This is a genomic window from Luteimonas terrae (assembly GCF_004358165.1).
In the GTDB taxonomy this organism is placed as follows: Bacteria; Pseudomonadota; Gammaproteobacteria; order Xanthomonadales; family Xanthomonadaceae; genus Luteimonas; species Luteimonas terrae.
The window spans coordinates 159,877-175,680 of the sequence record NZ_SMTG01000004.1 but is presented as its reverse complement, the minus strand read 5'-3'; the positions used below and the strand labels follow the sequence as shown (position 1 = coordinate 175,680).

At 68.8% G+C, this 15,804-nt stretch carries 13 protein-coding genes; 7 read left to right on the top strand and 6 right to left on the bottom strand.

Features of this window, described 5'->3' with window-relative positions; all coding sequences use genetic code 11:
* Positions 1–136 precede the first annotated feature (136 nt).
* Positions 137–2,518 (bottom strand): PAS domain-containing protein, encoded by a 2,382-nt coding sequence (locus E2F49_RS10000; RefSeq protein WP_243713561.1) that lies wholly within the window; start codon positions 2,516–2,518, stop codon positions 137–139.
* Between the two features lie 231 nt (positions 2,519–2,749).
* Between E2F49_RS10000 and E2F49_RS09995 the strand changes: the two genes are divergently transcribed.
* On the top strand, positions 2,750–3,352 hold the full coding sequence (locus E2F49_RS09995; RefSeq protein ID WP_133393756.1) for a hypothetical protein: 603 nt from the start codon (positions 2,750–2,752) through the stop codon (positions 3,350–3,352).
* 104 nt (positions 3,353–3,456) lie between these two features.
* Positions 3,457–3,840: a hypothetical protein gene (locus E2F49_RS09990; protein WP_133393755.1), complete on the top strand. Its 384-nt coding sequence runs from the start codon at positions 3,457–3,459 to the stop codon at positions 3,838–3,840.
* A 10-nt stretch (positions 3,841–3,850) separates the two neighbouring features.
* Here the strand turns inward: E2F49_RS09990 and E2F49_RS09985 are convergent, their stop codons facing one another.
* Complete coding sequence (locus E2F49_RS09985) at positions 3,851–4,468, bottom strand: TetR/AcrR family transcriptional regulator (RefSeq protein WP_133393754.1); 618 nt, start codon at positions 4,466–4,468, stop codon at positions 3,851–3,853.
* Positions 4,469–4,548: 80 nt separating this feature from the next.
* Here E2F49_RS09985 and E2F49_RS09980 point away from each other — a divergent pair, with 80 nt between their 5' ends.
* Complete coding sequence (locus E2F49_RS09980; protein ID WP_133393753.1) at positions 4,549–5,706, top strand: MBL fold metallo-hydrolase; 1,158 nt, start codon at positions 4,549–4,551, stop codon at positions 5,704–5,706.
* A 116-nt stretch (positions 5,707–5,822) separates the two neighbouring features.
* Here E2F49_RS09980 and E2F49_RS09975 read toward each other — a convergent pair whose 3' ends face one another.
* Positions 5,823–6,053, bottom strand: coding sequence for a hypothetical protein (locus tag E2F49_RS09975; RefSeq protein WP_133393752.1), 231 nt, complete (start codon positions 6,051–6,053; stop codon positions 5,823–5,825).
* Positions 6,054–6,135: 82 nt separating this feature from the next.
* Positions 6,136–7,083, bottom strand: coding sequence for a GAF domain-containing protein (locus E2F49_RS09970; RefSeq protein WP_133393751.1), 948 nt, complete (start codon positions 7,081–7,083; stop codon positions 6,136–6,138).
* A 128-nt stretch (positions 7,084–7,211) separates the two neighbouring features.
* Between E2F49_RS09970 and E2F49_RS09965 the strand changes: the two genes are divergently transcribed.
* Both E2F49_RS09965 and E2F49_RS09960 read left to right on the top strand, forming a co-directional pair.
* Positions 7,212–7,520, top strand: coding sequence for a DUF3817 domain-containing protein (locus E2F49_RS09965; RefSeq protein ID WP_133394101.1), 309 nt, complete (start codon positions 7,212–7,214; stop codon positions 7,518–7,520).
* Between the two features lie 197 nt (positions 7,521–7,717).
* The gene (locus E2F49_RS09960) at positions 7,718–10,384 is read left to right on the top strand and encodes a TonB-dependent receptor (protein ID WP_133393750.1); all 2,667 of its coding nucleotides are present in this window, start codon (positions 7,718–7,720) and stop codon (positions 10,382–10,384) included.
* Positions 10,385–10,508: 124 nt separating this feature from the next.
* On the opposite strand, the gene E2F49_RS09955 is transcribed toward E2F49_RS09960, so the two are convergent.
* Positions 10,509–11,351 carry a class I SAM-dependent methyltransferase gene (locus E2F49_RS09955; protein ID WP_133393749.1) on the bottom strand — a complete coding sequence of 281 codons (843 nt, stop codon included), beginning with the start codon at positions 11,349–11,351 and terminating at the stop codon, positions 10,509–10,511.
* 124 nt (positions 11,352–11,475) lie between these two features.
* Between E2F49_RS09955 and E2F49_RS09950 the strand changes: the two genes are divergently transcribed.
* Positions 11,476–12,567 (top strand): ABC transporter substrate-binding protein, encoded by a 1,092-nt coding sequence (locus tag E2F49_RS09950; RefSeq protein ID WP_133393748.1) that lies wholly within the window; start codon positions 11,476–11,478, stop codon positions 12,565–12,567.
* Between the two features lie 261 nt (positions 12,568–12,828).
* Positions 12,829–13,539 carry an outer membrane protein gene (locus tag E2F49_RS09945; protein WP_165971192.1) on the top strand — a complete coding sequence of 237 codons (711 nt, stop codon included), beginning with the start codon at positions 12,829–12,831 and terminating at the stop codon, positions 13,537–13,539.
* A 72-nt stretch (positions 13,540–13,611) separates the two neighbouring features.
* On the opposite strand, the gene E2F49_RS09940 is transcribed toward E2F49_RS09945, so the two are convergent.
* Positions 13,612–15,777 carry a TonB-dependent receptor gene (locus E2F49_RS09940; protein ID WP_133393746.1) on the bottom strand — a complete coding sequence of 722 codons (2,166 nt, stop codon included), beginning with the start codon at positions 15,775–15,777 and terminating at the stop codon, positions 13,612–13,614.
* Between the last annotated feature and the right edge of the window lie 27 nt (positions 15,778–15,804).

Below are 15,804 nucleotides of genomic sequence, written 5' to 3'. Positions count from 1 at the left end.
TCGGCGACGTGGCGGCATTGCGTTGACCGTCTTGCGTCCTGTCGGAGGCGCGAAACGGATGGCCTTTGATCCCGGCATCGGATTGCAGGGAGACGATGCATCCCGGCGTTGGGCGGGATGCCGACACAGCCGTCCGTCAACCGGCGCGGTCTATCCAGCGCGGCAGATACACCTTGAACACGGTGCCCTCATCCGGCGCGGACCACAGCTTCAGGTGGCCCGAGGACTGTTTGACGAAGCCGTAGACCTGCGACAGGCCGAGGCCGGTGCCCTGACCGACGGGCTTGGTCGTGTAGAACGGATCGAAGGCCTTGGCCATCACCGCCGGCGTCATGCCGGTGCCGGTGTCGCGCACGGTGATGAGCACGTACTCCCCGCCAGGCACATCCTGCAGGTCGACATCGAGCGTGTCTTCGAGCCGGCAGTTCCCCGTTTCGATCGTCAGGCGTCCGCCGCCGGGCATCGCATCGCGGGCGTTGACCACGAGATTGAGGATCACGTTCTCGAGCTGGTTGGCGTCCACGTGCGCCAGCCACAGATCGTCGGCCAGTCGTGTGTCCATGCGGATGCCGGCCACCAGCGAGCGTTCGAGCAAGTCGGACATGTCGACGATCAGGCGGTTCGCGTCCACGGCCTCGGGCTGGAGCGGCTGCTGGCGTGCGAAGGCGAGCAGGCGCCGCACCAGCTGCGCGGCGCGCGTGGCGCCGTCGATCGCGGTGTCGATGTAGCGGCGCGCGCGCACGTCGTCCTCGCCGATGCGTTTGGACAGCAGATCCAGCGGGCCGATGATCGTCGCCAGCATGTTGTTGAAGTCGTGGGCGATGCCGCCGGTGAGCTGGCCGACGGCCTCCATCTTCTGGCTCTGGCGCAGTGCGTCCTCGACACGCGTGCGCTCGGCGACTTCCTCGCGGACGCGCGTCTCCAGCCGTTCGTTGAGCTCCTGCAGCCGCGCATCGGCCGCGCGGCGCGCGGTGACGTCGATGGCCACGCCCAGCACGCGCGTGCAGCGCCCGCCGTCGAACAGGCCGCGTCCTTTGGCGGCGACCCAGCGCACGACGCCGTCTTCCTTGCCGACCGTGCGGTATTCGATGTCGTAGAGCGCGCGCTGTGCGGGATCGGCGGCCGCGCGGAAGGCGGCCACGGTGGCGTCGTGATCGTCGGGATGCAGGCCGTCGTAGAAATCCTGCATCGAGATCGGCGCGTCCGGCGAGATGCCGAACATCGCCTTCATGCGCGCGGGCCAGATCAGCACGTCGTTGACCAGGTCGACGTCCCAGAAGCCCATGTCGCCGGCCTCGGTGGCCAGACGCAGGCGCTCTTCGCTCTCCGCAAGCGCAGCGGCGGCCGCCTTGCTTGCCGACAGGTCGAGCATCGCGCCGATCATGCGCAGCGGCTCGCCCCCGTCGCCGCGCAGCACGGTGCCGCGATCGAGCACCGAGGCGTAACTACCGTCGGCGCGGCGGAACCGGTACTCGTCCGTCCACGCCGTGCCGTCGCCTTCGATGATCGCGTGGATGTTGGTGTCGATGCGCGCGCGGTCGTCGGAGTGGATGTGGTCGAGCCACCACTGCGCGTCGGACACGGTGACCGTGTGGCCGAACAGCGTGGCCAGCGCCTCGTTCCAGATCACCTGTCCGTCGATGATGCGCCAGTCCCAGATCGCGTCGTTGGTGGCGCGGGCGGCCAGCCGGTAGCGCTCCTCGATCTCGCGATGCCGCGCTTCTACGGCCTTGCGGTCGGTGATGTCCAGCGAAGTGCCGACCAGTCCGACGACGGTGCCGTCGGCAGCGCGCAGCGGCGCCTTCGTCGACAGCCACCAGGCGCGTCGGCCATCGGGAAAACTCACCAGTTCCTCGAGCTGCTCGGACTGGCCACTCGACATGATGCGTTCGTCGGTCGCCATGATCTCGGCGGCCTGCGCGGCATCGGCCAGCAGTTCGGCATCGGTACGACCGATATAGGCCTCGGGCGGCCGGCCGATCAGTTCGGTCGTGCCGTGGTTGCCGATGACGATCCGGCCACCGCGATCCTTGGCATACACCACGCCGGGCGCGGCCTCGACGAAGGAGCGCAGCAGGGTCTGGGCCTCGTCGCGCTCGGCCTCGATGCGGCGACGTTCCTCGATGTCGATCAGCACGCCGTGGAACCCGGTAGCGGTACCCGCGCCATCGACGTCGACGCGGCCGAAGGCCTCGATCCAGCGGTATTCGCCTTCGGCATTGCGCACGCGGTACTGGTGTTCGTAACCGCTGCCGCGGGCGAGCGCGGCTGCGATCGCGGTCTGCAGCCCGGCGAGGTCGTCCGGGTGTACCGAGGCGAGCAGGGCCGACAGCGGCAGCTCGCGGCCCGCCTCGGCCGGGTCCAGCCCGAACGCATGGGCGAGGGCGGTGTCGACGGTGACCCGGTCGCGCACGACGTCCCAGAACCAGGTGCCGAGGATCGCGCCCGCGGCCAGCGCCATCTCCACCCGCTGGGTATCCCGCACGCCGGCGATGCTGTTGGAAAACGGAGAGGTCAAGGCGGGCTCGCGGAAGCGTGGAATGCGGAGGCGCCGACACCGGACCGGCGCCGCCGCGTGGATCGCGCCAGAGTATCGCCGCGGCTCCCATGGCGCGAGCGCGGCATGTGCGGGTGTCATGCCGTCGCGCGGGATCAGCCGGGTGCCGGGTGTTTCACAAGGCGCGAAGCTCCGCGCACGCACCCTTGAGACCCGCATCGCGTCCGCGCGATTCCACCGAAGAGGTTTTCGATGTCCGACATCCTGCAACCGTTCCGCGTCGCGTCGATCGCGAAGGCGCTCGCCTGCGCGCTGGTGTCCGCTGCGGCGCTGACCGCGTGTGCGCCTTCGGCCCCCGACGCGGCCACGGCCGATCCGCAGGCGCCATCGCCTGCGCCGTCACCGGCACCGGCGCCGGTCGACGCGCCCGCCGCCGCGCCCGCATCTGACGCGGCGGGCGGAGACACGAACGGCGGCGACGGTTCGGAGATCCGGCTCGACGTGCTGACCGAGGCAGACATGACGCAAGCCGCGCTGGCCGGCGAACTCGCCTGCAGTTTCGCCGAAGCGGGTGCGCAGCCGCTGCTGCTTGCCAAGGGCGATGTCGGCAGCGACTCGCCGGCGCAGGGCGTGGTCAAGGTCGCCGGTTATGTGGAGCCGGTGCGCGCGCCGGGCGGTTTCAATGGCATGACGCGGAATCCCACCTTCACCGGTCAGGTCAAGACCATCCGCATCAAGGAGACCGGCGAGGCCATCGGTGGCGGCGAGTCCCCGCCGCGCCCGGCGACGCTGACCTACCTGCGCGCCGACGGGGCCAGCCGCAGCATCCAGGGCCAGTGGCAGTGCGGGCCCTGATGCAGGCGTGAGCGTTGCGCGCCGGTGTCCGCGGGACGCTGGCGACGACGTTGCCCGGGAGGAGTTGCCCGGTAGGCTGTTCCAGCTGACGAGGGGAGAGGCAGATGCGGCACGAGGATCCCGCCATCGATGTCAGCCGCCAGGCCGGCGGCCTGCTCTACGTCCGCGTGCGCGGTACCGCGTCGTTCGACAACGCCGTGGCGTACTGGAACGCGATCGCCGACGCGATCGAAGACCGACCGGCGCAGCTGTTGCTGCTGATCGACGAGCTGCGCGGCCCGGCGATGTCGGAGGCGCAGTGGAAGCAGCTGGTCGCCGAGATCGGACCGCGGCTGGGACAGTTGCGCATCGCCCACGTCAAACCGCATGGGCTCGACACGGTCGAGTACTGCGTGCTGTCGGCCATGGGCGCCGGGCTCGATGCCCGCGTGTTCGAGGACGAACGCATGGCCAGCCTGTGGCTGCGTTACGGCTCGCCGGAAACCTGAGACCGGCGTTTCAGCCGTAGCGCGCCAAGAACATGTCGACCGCGCCGTCGGCGACCTGCCGCTGCTGCGCGGCATCCAGCGCCGGCTGGCCCATCGACATCTGCGGCCAGAACGCGGGGCCTTTCACCAACGCCTGCAACTGCATCGCGGCGAACAGCGGGTCGTCGGTCTTCAGGCGGCCGTCGGCGGCCGCGGCGCGTACCCAGGTCGTGATGCCTTCCTCGCGGTCGCCCAGACGCTCGAGCATGTCGCGCGCCAGCGTGGGCGAATGCAGGCCGGCGGCGATGGCGACACGTGCGAGATCGACGAAATGCGGATCGTCGAGCAGGCGCAGTTTCTGTTCGACCAGTTCCATCAGCTGCGCGCGCAGCGGGCGGTCGGCGCGATAGGCGAGGTCGGGGCCGCCGATGCCACGCGCGAACATCTCTTCGAGGATGCGCAGGAACAGCGCGTCCTTGCTGGGGAAGTGGTTGTAGACGGTGCGCTTGGACACGCCGGCGGCCGCGGCGATGCGGTCCATCGTGGTCGCCTCGTAGCCGGCGCTGCGGAACTCGGCCACGGCCGCCTCGAGAATCGCCGCGCGCTTGCGGTCGGTGAGGCGGGTCGGGATGTCGTCTGCGCGGGCCATGCGGCAAGTTTACACCGGGGGGTTTACTTTCCGGATCGCATAATTACACTGCACGGTGTAGTTCTTGCCCGGATCCCGCCATGTCCCGCCCATCGCACGCCGCACACCCGCGTTCCCGTCGTCTGCGACGTGCCGGCCTGCTGTCCGCCCTCGTCCTTGGAGTCTTCGCCGTGAGCGCCTGCACCCTGTCCTACGTCCGCACCAGCCAGCCCGTCGCCGACTACGCAGCCTCGCCGCAGGCCGGCGACGGCCGGTTCACCAATCCCACGCCGCGTCCGCCGATGGGCTTCGCCAAGGGCATGAAGCTCTGGTGGGACTTCATGTTCAACAAGCCAGGCGGCACCACGCCGCCGCTGCCGACGCCGGTGCAGCCGCTGACACGGGATGCACTCGCCCCCGCGCCGGACCGCAGTCTCTGGCGCCTGGGCCACTCGACCTTGCTGCTCAAGCTGCGCGGCGGCTTCTGGATCACCGACCCGGTGTTCGCCGAGCGCGCGTCGCCGGTGTCATTCGCCGGTCCCCGACGCTGGCATGCACCGCCGATCGCGCTCGCGGACCTGCCGCCGCTGCGTGGCGTGGTGCTGTCGCATGACCACTACGACCATCTCGACCGCGAGACCGTCGTCGCGCTGGGCGAACGGGCCGACGTGTTCCTGACGCCGCTGGGTGTCGGCGACCGGCTGATCGCCTGGGGCGTACCGCGCGAGAAGGTGCGCCAGTTCGACTGGTGGCAGGACGTGGAGATCGACGGGCTGCGTTTCACCACGACGCCGGCGCAGCACTTTTCCGGACGCGGACTGTTCGACGGTGACCGCACGCTGTGGGCGTCGTGGGTGATCGAGGATCCCGCGCGCGCACCGGGCGACGCCGGGCTCAAGGTGTTCTTCAGTGGCGACACCGGCTACTTCGACGGGTTCGCCGAGATCGGCCGGCGCTTCGGACCGTTCGACGTGGCGGCCGTGGAAACCGGCGCCTACGACCACCGCTGGGCGTTCGTGCACATGCTGCCCGAGCAGACCGTGCAGGCGCACCTGGATCTCGACGCGCGCGTGCTGCTGCCGATCCACAACGGCACCTTCGATCTGGCGATGCACGCCTGGGACGACCCGTTCGAGCGCGTCACGCGCGTGGCGGCCGATCGCGGCGTGACCTTGGCGACGCCGCGCATGGGCGAGCGTCTCGATCTGCTGGCACCCGCGCCGACGCAGGCCTGGTGGCGGGAGATACGGCGCGACTGAGTCATCGACGCGGCGCGATGCGCGACCGGCACGTATCCGCCGATCGCCCAGGTCGTCTCGGTGGGGCCGGCGCCGACCGCGCGAGGAATGCCGCGCGGTCGGCGTGCAAGGCAGCCTCAGGGCGCGCCGAATCCCGGGCTCGAATGCGACGTGCTGCGCGGCACGGACACGTCGAGATCTTCCTCGGCAATCAGCGGGTCGCCGTGCGGCGCGGTGCGCGCGCCGTCGTCGCGCAACGAACGGGTGGCTGGCTGCGGCTCGACGACCTGCGCGTCGCGGTTGCGCTTCCAGCTGCGGTAGGCGAAATAGCTCAGGGCGCCTGCGGCCACGATCCTCAACATCTTCATGACGGTTCCATCGATCGGGTGGGGACCGACAGGGTGGCGACGCGGGAGTGATCCGCGTGTGACCCGGGCATCGGTCCCGGGCTCAGTGCGGTGTCTGCGCCGCCTTGCGGTCGAGCAGGTCGGCCTCGGCGCGCAGGAACACCGCGCCAGTGTGCTCGCGGGCGGTGCCCTGCGTGGTGCCGGTGAGGAAGCGGAGCCCGTGTGCGTGGGCACGCGCCGAGATTTCGGCCTGCAGCCGTTCGAGCGTGCGCGCCGCGTCGCCGCCATGCAGCACCGCGACGTATTCGCCACTGCCGCTGCTGCGGCTCACCGCGTCCGTCCCGCCCGACGGCAGCGCCGCTTCCAGGGCCGCATCGAGTTCCTGCAGCAGCTTTTCGGTGCCGCGCTCACCCAGGCGCGCGACGGTGCCGGCGAGGTCCTGCAGTTCGAGCAGTGCGAGCGTGTAGTGGGTCGTCGCGGGCGCGGCGTGCGCATCCGGCGCAGGCGCAGCGACGACGGTCGCCACGAAGGCTTCGTGTTCGTGCGCACGTTCGCGGGCGCGGGCATCGAACAGCGTCATCGTCAGGCGCGCGAGCGCCTGCAGCGCCGCGCGCTGCGCGTCGTCGAGATGCCGCGGCGTGTCGTCGAGCACGCAGACCGTGCCGATCGCCGCGCCGTCCGGTGTCACCAGCGGCATGCCGGCATAGAACCGCGCGTCGCCCTGCGTGCCGTCGACCAGCGGGTTGTGGGCGAAGCGCGCGTCCTGCCTGAGATCGGGAATCTCCATCAGCGTGTCGGGCGAGCGGATCGCGTGATCGCACACCGCGATGCTGCGATCGGTCTGCGTGCCGTCGAAGCCGGTGCGTGCCTTGAACCACTGGCGGTCGTGGTCGAGCAGGGAGATCAGCGCGGTCGGCGTGCCGCACAGCGTGGCGGCGAGCTGGACGATGTCGTCGAAGGCACCTTCGGGCAGGCTGTCGAGCACGTGATAGCGGTCTAGCGCACGCTGGCGCGATGCTTCGTCGAGAGTCGGAATGGACGTGGCCGTCATGGCGGACTCGGCGTTGCGGGGGAGTGGCGATCCTACTGCAGGCCCGCGTCAACGCCCGGCATCGCCGGTTGCATGACGCCGATAGACTGCACGCCCCCGTCGAAGGATTGCCCGTGTCTCCACGCCCTTTGTCCACCACGGGCCGCGTGTTCGCGGCCGTCGCATTCTTCGAGGCCTTTACCTGGGCCGGCCTGCTGGTCGGCATGCTGCTCAAGTACGGCACGCAGACCACCGACCTCGGCGTCTGGTTCTTCGGGCGCCTGCACGGCGCGGCCTTCCTGCTCTACCTCGCGGTCAGCCTGTTCGCATGGCTCCGCCTGCGCTGGCCGTTGTGGGCGGTGCTGATCGCACTGCTCGCCGCGGTGCCGCCGCTGACGACGGTTCCCGCGGAGATATGGTTCCGCCGACGCGGGCTGCTGTCGCGATCGCGCGACTGAGCGCTTCAATCGGAAACAACCGCTTGCACAGTGTCAGCTGCGCACGTGATCCCGAAACGCGTCTTCGATTTCCGTCTCGATCGGCGCGGCCACTGTTGCCCTGCAACTTGACAGCGTTGTCATCGGGCCCGACAGTCGCGCCCTTCGCGTGTTTCCGCGCGCATCCGATGTTTCGAAACGCCCTGGGGAGGGATCACATGGACCGACTTCGCCATTCGCGGCTGCGCCTCGCGCTCACGCCGCTCGCCTTCGCCTCGATGGTGTTCAGCGCCGCTGCGCAGGACGGCGCCACCACGACCACGCCGCCGGCGGCCGACGAAGCATCGACGCTCGATGCGGTGATCGTCACCGTCGAGCGCCGCGAGCAGGATCTGCAGAAGTACGCCGGCACCGCGCAGGCGATCTCGGGGGACGACGCTCGCGCGCTGGGCATCAACAACGAGCTGCGGAACATCCAGACCGTGGTGCCGGGCCTGAGCATGTCCAACCAGGAAGGCAACCTGGAAATCTTCATCCGTGGCGTGGGTTCGGCCAACAACACCGAGCTGGGCGATCCGGGCGCGGCGCCGCACATCAACGGCGCCTACATCGCGCGTCCGCGCGGTCTCGGCGGCATGTTCTACGACGTCGAACGCGTCGAGATCAACAAGGGCCCGCAGGGCACGCTGCGCGGGCGCAACGCGCTCGCCGGCTCGCTCAACATCGTCACCAAGCGTCCGGATCTGGAACACTTTGGCGGCTATGCGCAGGTCGAAGCGGGCAACCGCGATCATCGCGCCGGCGAGTTCGCATTGAACCTGCCGCTCGGCGGCTGGGCGGCGTTGCGCTTCGCCGGCTACTCGGTCGAGAAGGACAGCTCCTTCCGCAATGCCGGTGATCCGCGCCTCGATCCGGCCGGCATCCAGGACGAGAAGGGCGGCCGCGTGTCGTTCCTCTACCAGCCCGACGACAAGCTCAGCGTGTTCGCAATGGCCGACATGGGCAAGGAAGGCGGCACCGGCTATCCGGGCGCCAACATCTGGAGTGCGGCCTGCGGCAGCGCCGACCCCGACACCTGCCCCGACAGCCCGGGCCTGGCGCCCGAGGATTTGGACCTGCGTAACGTCGTCTACCGTGGCGCCCAGGGCACCCTCGACAGCACCAACTGGGGTGCGATGGCGAACGTGAGCTACGACTTCGGCCCGATCGTCGCCGAGTACAACACCAGCTACCGCGACGTCGACTACCGCCAGACCAATGCCGCGAGCGAAGGCATCCTGTGGCCGGGCCGCGATGTCAGCCCGCGTGGGCCAGGCAATCCGGATGGCTTCGACTACGACAACTTCTCCACCCAGTACTGGGAAACGCTGTCGCAGTCGACCACGCACGAACTGCGCTTGTCCTCGTCCGGCGACGGTCGCTTCCAGTGGACCGGCGGCGCTTTCCATTTCAACGAGGACCAGCAGGTCGGTTACCTCTCGCTGTCGGACAAGGGCACGTGGTTCTCGGGCACCGAGTTCACGATGCCGCGCGTCAACGGCCGTTCGACCGCACTGTTCGCCGACGGCACGTTCGAGCTCAACGACCGCACGCGCCTGAAAGCCGGCGTGCGCCGCACGCGCGAAGCCAAATCGCGCTACGGCATCGGTGGCAACTGGGCGCTGGGCCTGCCGGGCCAGGGCGGCGATTTCGCCACGCGCCTGGGCACCGAGGGTTTCAGGCCCGCTTTCATGAAGCGGCCGAACTTCGACGTCACCGGGCTGACCTCGCAGGCCGACATGGCGCGTTTCCTGCTGCAGGGCATCCTGCAGCACGGCCAGCGCGACACCATCGCCGAGCAGATCGGCGGCGTGGCGAACGGGGGCGACTTCGGCTGCGTCGACCGTCCCGACATCGGCGGCGACACCATCGATTGTCCGTATCAGCCCTGGGTGCAGGTCAATGCGATTCCCTCGCAGCAGTTCGGCGAGAGCCGCTTCCAGTTCAACGACTGGCGCGCCGGTGTGGAGTTCGACCTCAGCGACGACCACATGCTCTACGGCACGGTGTCGACGGGCCACAAGTCGGGCGGCTTCAACGACACCTTCGACGTCAACGTGATTCCCGAGACCTTCAGTCCCGAGTCGATCAAGGCCTACGAGATCGGCAGCAAGATGAGCCACCGCTGGTTCGGACGTCCGGGCACCTTCAACGTCAGCGCCTTCTATTACGACTACACCGACCAGGTGTTCCAGGACCTGACGGTGATCTCGCTCAACAACGATGGCGAGCCGGCCGGCTACTCGCTGGTCAACCGCAACATCGGACGTTCGGCGATCTACGGCATCGAAGCCGAGAGCGTGACGCGCTTCGGTGGCGGCTTCATGCTGCACGTCAATGCGCTGGCGCTCGACAGCGAGATCAAGGAAGGCACGGTCGGCGATGCGCGCAGCCAGAACTACGCCGCCGGCGGCGTGACGTCGCTGATCGACCTGACCGGCAACGAGCTGCCGCTGGCGTCGCGCTTCACCGGCAACGTGCGTCTGCAGCAGATGACCGAACTGTCGTTCGGTTCGCTGGACTGGCAGCTGCTGGCCTCCTATCGCTCGGCCTACTACCTCACCCAGTACAACAATCGCGACGTGGCCTACGTGGACCAGGCCGGTGAATTCGTCCGTGGGGAGTCGGCCGCCGAGGCGGGCTTCCCGGACCGCCAGCGCGGCGAGGTCACGCTCAATGCCGGTATCGGCCTGACGTCCCTCGACGGCCGCTGGCGCTACGAGCTCTACGGCAGCAACCTGCTCGACAACGATGTCTCGCAGAAGGCGATCGTGGGCTCGCGGCTCAACATCCGCTTCCTCAACGATGCGCGCGCCTACGGCCTGCGGGTGCGCTACCAGTTCTGACCGGAGCCGGCAGAGTGTCGCGACGCGCTGCGTTCAGGCCACCGGATGCCCGCGCATCCGGTGGCCTTGTTCCATACCGAGCACCGCGTCCGCCTGGCAGGCGGCCACGCGCCGCCGCACTGCCTCAGCGCTTGACCCCGAGCACGCCGTCCAGCGCGAATTCGGTCCGGAAGCCCGATTTCTCCAGCCGCCGCGCGACTTCGCGCGGGACATCGCGGCCGCTGGTCAGGCGGTTCGGCGCGCCGGTGTAGTGGAACAGGCGGCCGCCCTTGCGCAGCACGCGGGCGAAATGGTCGTAGAACACCTGCGAGTAGAGTTCACCGGCAATGCCGAAACGCGGCGGGTCGTGCAGCACGGCATCGACGCTGGCGTCGGCGATGTCGGCGATCGCCTGCGACACATCGCCTTGCGTGAGTTGCAGGCGGCCACCGGCCTCGGCGGAGTCGGGATCCGGCGACCAGGGGTTGAGCGTGCGCAGCCACAACACGTCCTCGTTCTTCTCGAACGACCGGATGCGCGCCACGCCCGCGTCCAGGCACACCGCGGCGAAGTAGCCCAGGCCGCCACAGGTGTCGAGCACGATCTTGCCGCGCGGCGCGACCAGCGCGACCTTCTGCCTGGCATCGTCCATCGGCGCGATGCGCGCGGACACCAGCATCTTGATGCCGTCGATCTCGAACGTCGGCGTGCCCCACTGCGTGGGCACCAGCTTGATCAGCGAGCGGCCGTAGCGTGACACCGCCGACCAGGCATCGCCGTCGAAGGCGTAGATCGTGCGGTCCTTGAGCACGTCCGGCCACGGGAACGCGCTGCCGCGCCACGTCCAGTAGCCGTCGACGAACTGCACAGCCTCGACGCTGCGGCCGAGATCCAGCGAGCCCTGCCACGTCGACGCCCCGGCATCGCGCGCGGACCGCATCGCGTCGGCGATGTCGCGAGTCAGCAGCGGCGTGGGGACGTGGGGCATTGCGCGGGTCCGGCAGGCGGGCGGGCATCGTACCCGACCCGGCCTGGACCTCTGTCGGGAACGGCGTGCATCGACGAGAATCCAGCTTCCGGACGCGCCGCGTCCTTGATCCGGGATCGATCGCATGCGTGTGTTGGCGTTGACGGCGGCCGTGTCGGCTGCATTGCTGGTGTCGGGTTGTGGCGTGAAGTTCCCGGGAGACGACGACAAGGCTGCGACTGCCACAGCGGATGCGACGCAGACCACGCCGCTGCCCCTCGACGGCGAGGCGCGCGGCGAGATCACCTCGTCGAGCGGCCTCAACTACAGCGACGGCAGTCGTTATCAGCGGTTCTCGATCGCGCTGACGCAGGACCAGGCGGTCTCGGTGTCGCTGGCCGGTGCGTTGTCCGGCACGCTGGCGGTGTTCAAGGACGAGCGCATGGTGGCGCAGGGCAGTGGCGGCGCGCTGGCATTCCGCGCGGACGCCGACGGCGACTACGTGGTGGCCGTGAGCGGTGAGGGCGCCAATGCCTTCGGTCCGTTCACCCTCGCCGCCAAGACCATCACCGCCTACGACGGCAAGCCGCTGATGGGCGAGGGCGCGATCATGGACTGGCTCACCGGCCAGGCGCAGGACTACACGCTGCAGGTCGAGCGCGCCGGCCTGTACACGATCACGCTGGCGTCGACGGTGTTCGATCCGGTGCTGCGCGTGCGCGGTCCCGGCGTCGACGCCGAGAACGATGACAGCGGCGGCAGCACCGATTCGATGCTGCGTCTGTATCTCGAGCCGGGCACCTACACGATGAATGCAGCGGCGCTCGAGGGCGGCAGCGATCGCGGCGACTTCAACCTCGCCGTGCGGTACGCGCCGCTGCCAGGCGGCATGGTCACCGGTGACGGCAGCGCACTGGTGTCCGGACGCGTTGCGGTCGCGCGTGTCGAGAACGCCAGTGGTCGCCGGTTCGTGCTCGACGTGCCGCGCGATGCGCAGGTCGAACTGGAAGCGCGCTCGGAAGATTTCGACACGGTGCTGTACGTCGAAGGTCCGGGCGGCAACTTCGAGGACGATGACGGCGGCTCGGGGACCAACTCGCGTCTGTCGCAGTCGCTGCGTGCCGGCCGTTATGCGGTGCGCGTGGAAAGTCTGGGCGGGGGCACGGGCATGTTCGAGATCGAAGCGCGCATCGATGGCGTTGACGCGCCGCCCGCAACGGATGTGCAGGCGCCCTGATCCAGGCGTTCCCGAAGTGCGGCACGTCGCGTACGCGTGACCTGCGTCAAGGCGCGCGATGTGTCGCACCGCGAAGTTCCTCATCGGCGTAAACACAACTTGAACGTGGACGACGCGAATCCGTCGAGGGCGCGTGAAGGTTTGTGTGCGCTTCAGGCTCTGCGGTCTTTACTGCGGCCCGCGACGCCCTTTGGCGTTGTGCGACTCCCCCGCAGATGCGCGCGCCTTGCGCGCATCCAAGACCAAGAAAGGATGGCCCCGATGAAGAAGCTCCTCATTCCCGCCGCGATCGCGGCCGCGCTGTGCGCACCGACCGCCTTCGCACAGAGCACCGGCGGCGACACCTATCGCCCGGACCTGCAGGTTGGCCAGGGCAACGCCTTTGTGGCCGGTAACGTCGGTCGCACCGACGGCGGCACCGCCGGCCGTTTCGGCACCGGCGATTTCAACGTGTTCGAGAGCCGCGACGGCCGCAAGACCGGTTATGGCCTGGTCGGCGGTTACCGCTGGAAGCTCTCGCAGAATTTCGGCCTCGGTGTCGAGGGTGGTTACACGGACCTGGGCAACATCGAGGTCCGCAACATCAACAACGGCGACGACGTGAACCAGCGTAGCGACCGCAACGCGCTGCGTGGCTGGCAGGTCGGCGGTAACGCCCGCCTCAACGTGACGCCGGCCTGGTACGTCAGCGGCCGCGGTGGTTTCTTCCGCGCCTCGGACAACAACATCGACTACTACAACTCGGTCGGCCAGGACCTCGGTCTGGAAAGCGGCGGCAGCGACGGTCGCAACAGCTGGTACGCCGGCGTCGGCACCGGTTGGAATGCCACCGAGAACTTCAGCATCGGTGTGCACTACGACTACTACCGCGCCAAGGCCGGCGACGTGCGCGATCCGGTAAGCGGCGTGAAGTTCGAAGGTCCCAAGCGCTCGACCGCGCTGCTGGGCCTGACCGCGGAATACGCGTTCTGATCCACGCGGTATGAGATGACAAAAAAAACGGGCGCCGCGAGGCGCCCGTTTTCCGTTGCAACCCGCGCCGCGTCAGAACACGTAGTTCACGCTGACCAGCGCGGTGCGCGGTGCGCCCGGCATGCTGGTCGAACGCCAGTAGTCGGTGTCGGTGAGGTTGGTCACCGCCAGCGTCACCGTCCACGGCATCACGCGCCAGCCCAGCGACGCGTCCCAGCGCGTATAGCCGGCGCGCTCGCTGGTGTTGGCCGCGTTGTTGAACACCGGGCCGCGATAGGTCACGCCCGCTTCGGCGTAGAACGCGCCTTCGGGGGCGTAGCGGATGAAGGCGTTGCCGGTCCTGCGCGCCACGCCGATGCGGTACTTGTCCTCGTTCGCCGGCGTCACCTTGTCTTCGACGACCTTGGCTTCCTGCAGACCGAAGCCGCTGCGGATGTACCAGTCGCGCGCCAGACGGCCCATCAGACTGGCCTCGACACCGCGCGAACGCTCGCTGCCGCGGACCGCCCAGGTGAAGGGCTCGTTCTCGGGATCGGGGCGATACCGCACGTTGTAGAGCTCGAGCTCGTAGACCGCGAGCGACGACGACAGACGGCCGTCCAGCCAGTCGCTCTTGAGTCCGGCCTCGATCTGCCGCGAGTACTGCGGCTCTTCGTCGAACACCGCGTTCTCGGCGACAGCCACGCTCATCAGTCCGCGACCGCCGTAGGGCGCGAAGTTCTTGCTGTAGGACGCATACACGCTGTGCGCCTCGACCGGCTGCCAGATCAGGCCGACGCGCGGGCTCAGCGTGGTGCCGTCGTAGCTGCGGGTCTGGCTGGTGATGCGATTGGTGGTGCGGAAGTCGAAGCGGTCGAAGCGGGCGCCGGCGAGGACCTTCCAGTGATCACCCAGATGCATCAGGTCCTGCACGTACAGCGCCTGCGATTCGGCGCGATGCCGGTTGGATGTGCGCGCCGCGCCACGCGGCGTCTTCGGTGCGATCCACTGCGGGTTGTAGGGATCCACACCGTACGGATACGCCAGCGACGGGTCGGAACTTGCGAGCGATGTCGACAGGTCGGGATTGCGCTGTTCGCGGCTGTCCTCGATGCCGACCAGCAGATCGTGTTCGAGCGTGCCGGTGCGCAGGCGACCGGTCAGGTCGACGGTGTTGCTCAGCACGCGGTTCTCGGTCTCCTGCCAGGCGCGGGTGAATGTCATCAGCCCGCGCGTGGTGCAGGGACGGCCGGTGCTCAGCAGGCGACCGTCCAGACCGCAGTAGGTGCCGGCATAGAGATGATCGAAGTCCTGGCCGGTTTCGCTCATCGTCGCTGTCCACTTCACCGACCAGTCGTCGCCGATGCGGTAGTCGAGCACCGAGCGCGCCGAGCGCAGCGTGTCCTCGACGAAATCGTCGGGATGCGCGTAGGCGATGCGATGCGGCACGTCGGCCGGCAGCGCGTCGTAGGCCGGCGCTCGGTCCGGGACACGGTGGATCTGGTCGTAGGTGTACTGGCCCAGCCAGGTCAGGCCACGGCCGTTGTCGAACAGCACGCTCGGCGAGACCATGCGGTTCTCGTTGGCGATCCCGCGGCGGAAGCTGTCGGCTTCCTCGTAGTCGGCAGTCAGGCGTACGACCCACTGCGGCGACAGCACTTCGTTGATGTCGAGCGTGCCGCCCTGGTTGTTCCAGCTGCCGAAGCGCACGTTGGCGCTGCTGATGCCGTCGAAGCGCGCCTGCTTGCTGATCAGGTTGACCATGCCGCCGCCGAGGCCGCGGCCGTAGAGCACCGACGCCGGGCCCTTGACGATCTCGATGCGGTCCACGTTGGCGGTGCTGCGACGCACCTGGCCCGCGGCGCGCACGCCGTCGCGGTAGATGTCGTTGGAGTCGGCCTCGAAGCCGCGCAGCAGGATGCCGTCGCCGCGCATGTCGTAGGTCGTGTCGACGCCCGGCGTGCCATCGAGCAGCACGCTGAGGTCGTTGAGGCCGTAGACCTTGGACTTGCTCATTTCGAGCGTGTTGATGGTCTGCGGCACGTCTTTCGGGTCAAGCGCGGTCTTGGTCGCGGTGGACACCGTGCCCGGACGGCTGTCGTCGCGGTCCAACGCGTCGGCGGTCACCACCAGCGTGTCGAGCGTGCGCGCGGACGGCGCGTCCTCTGCCAGCGCGGGAAACAGAACCAGTGACAGGGAAACGGACAGGGCGCAGCGGACGACGCGCGGGTTCGCGGGTCGCAGGACACGGTGGGACACAGGAGATTCCTTCGAACGGATGCCGGC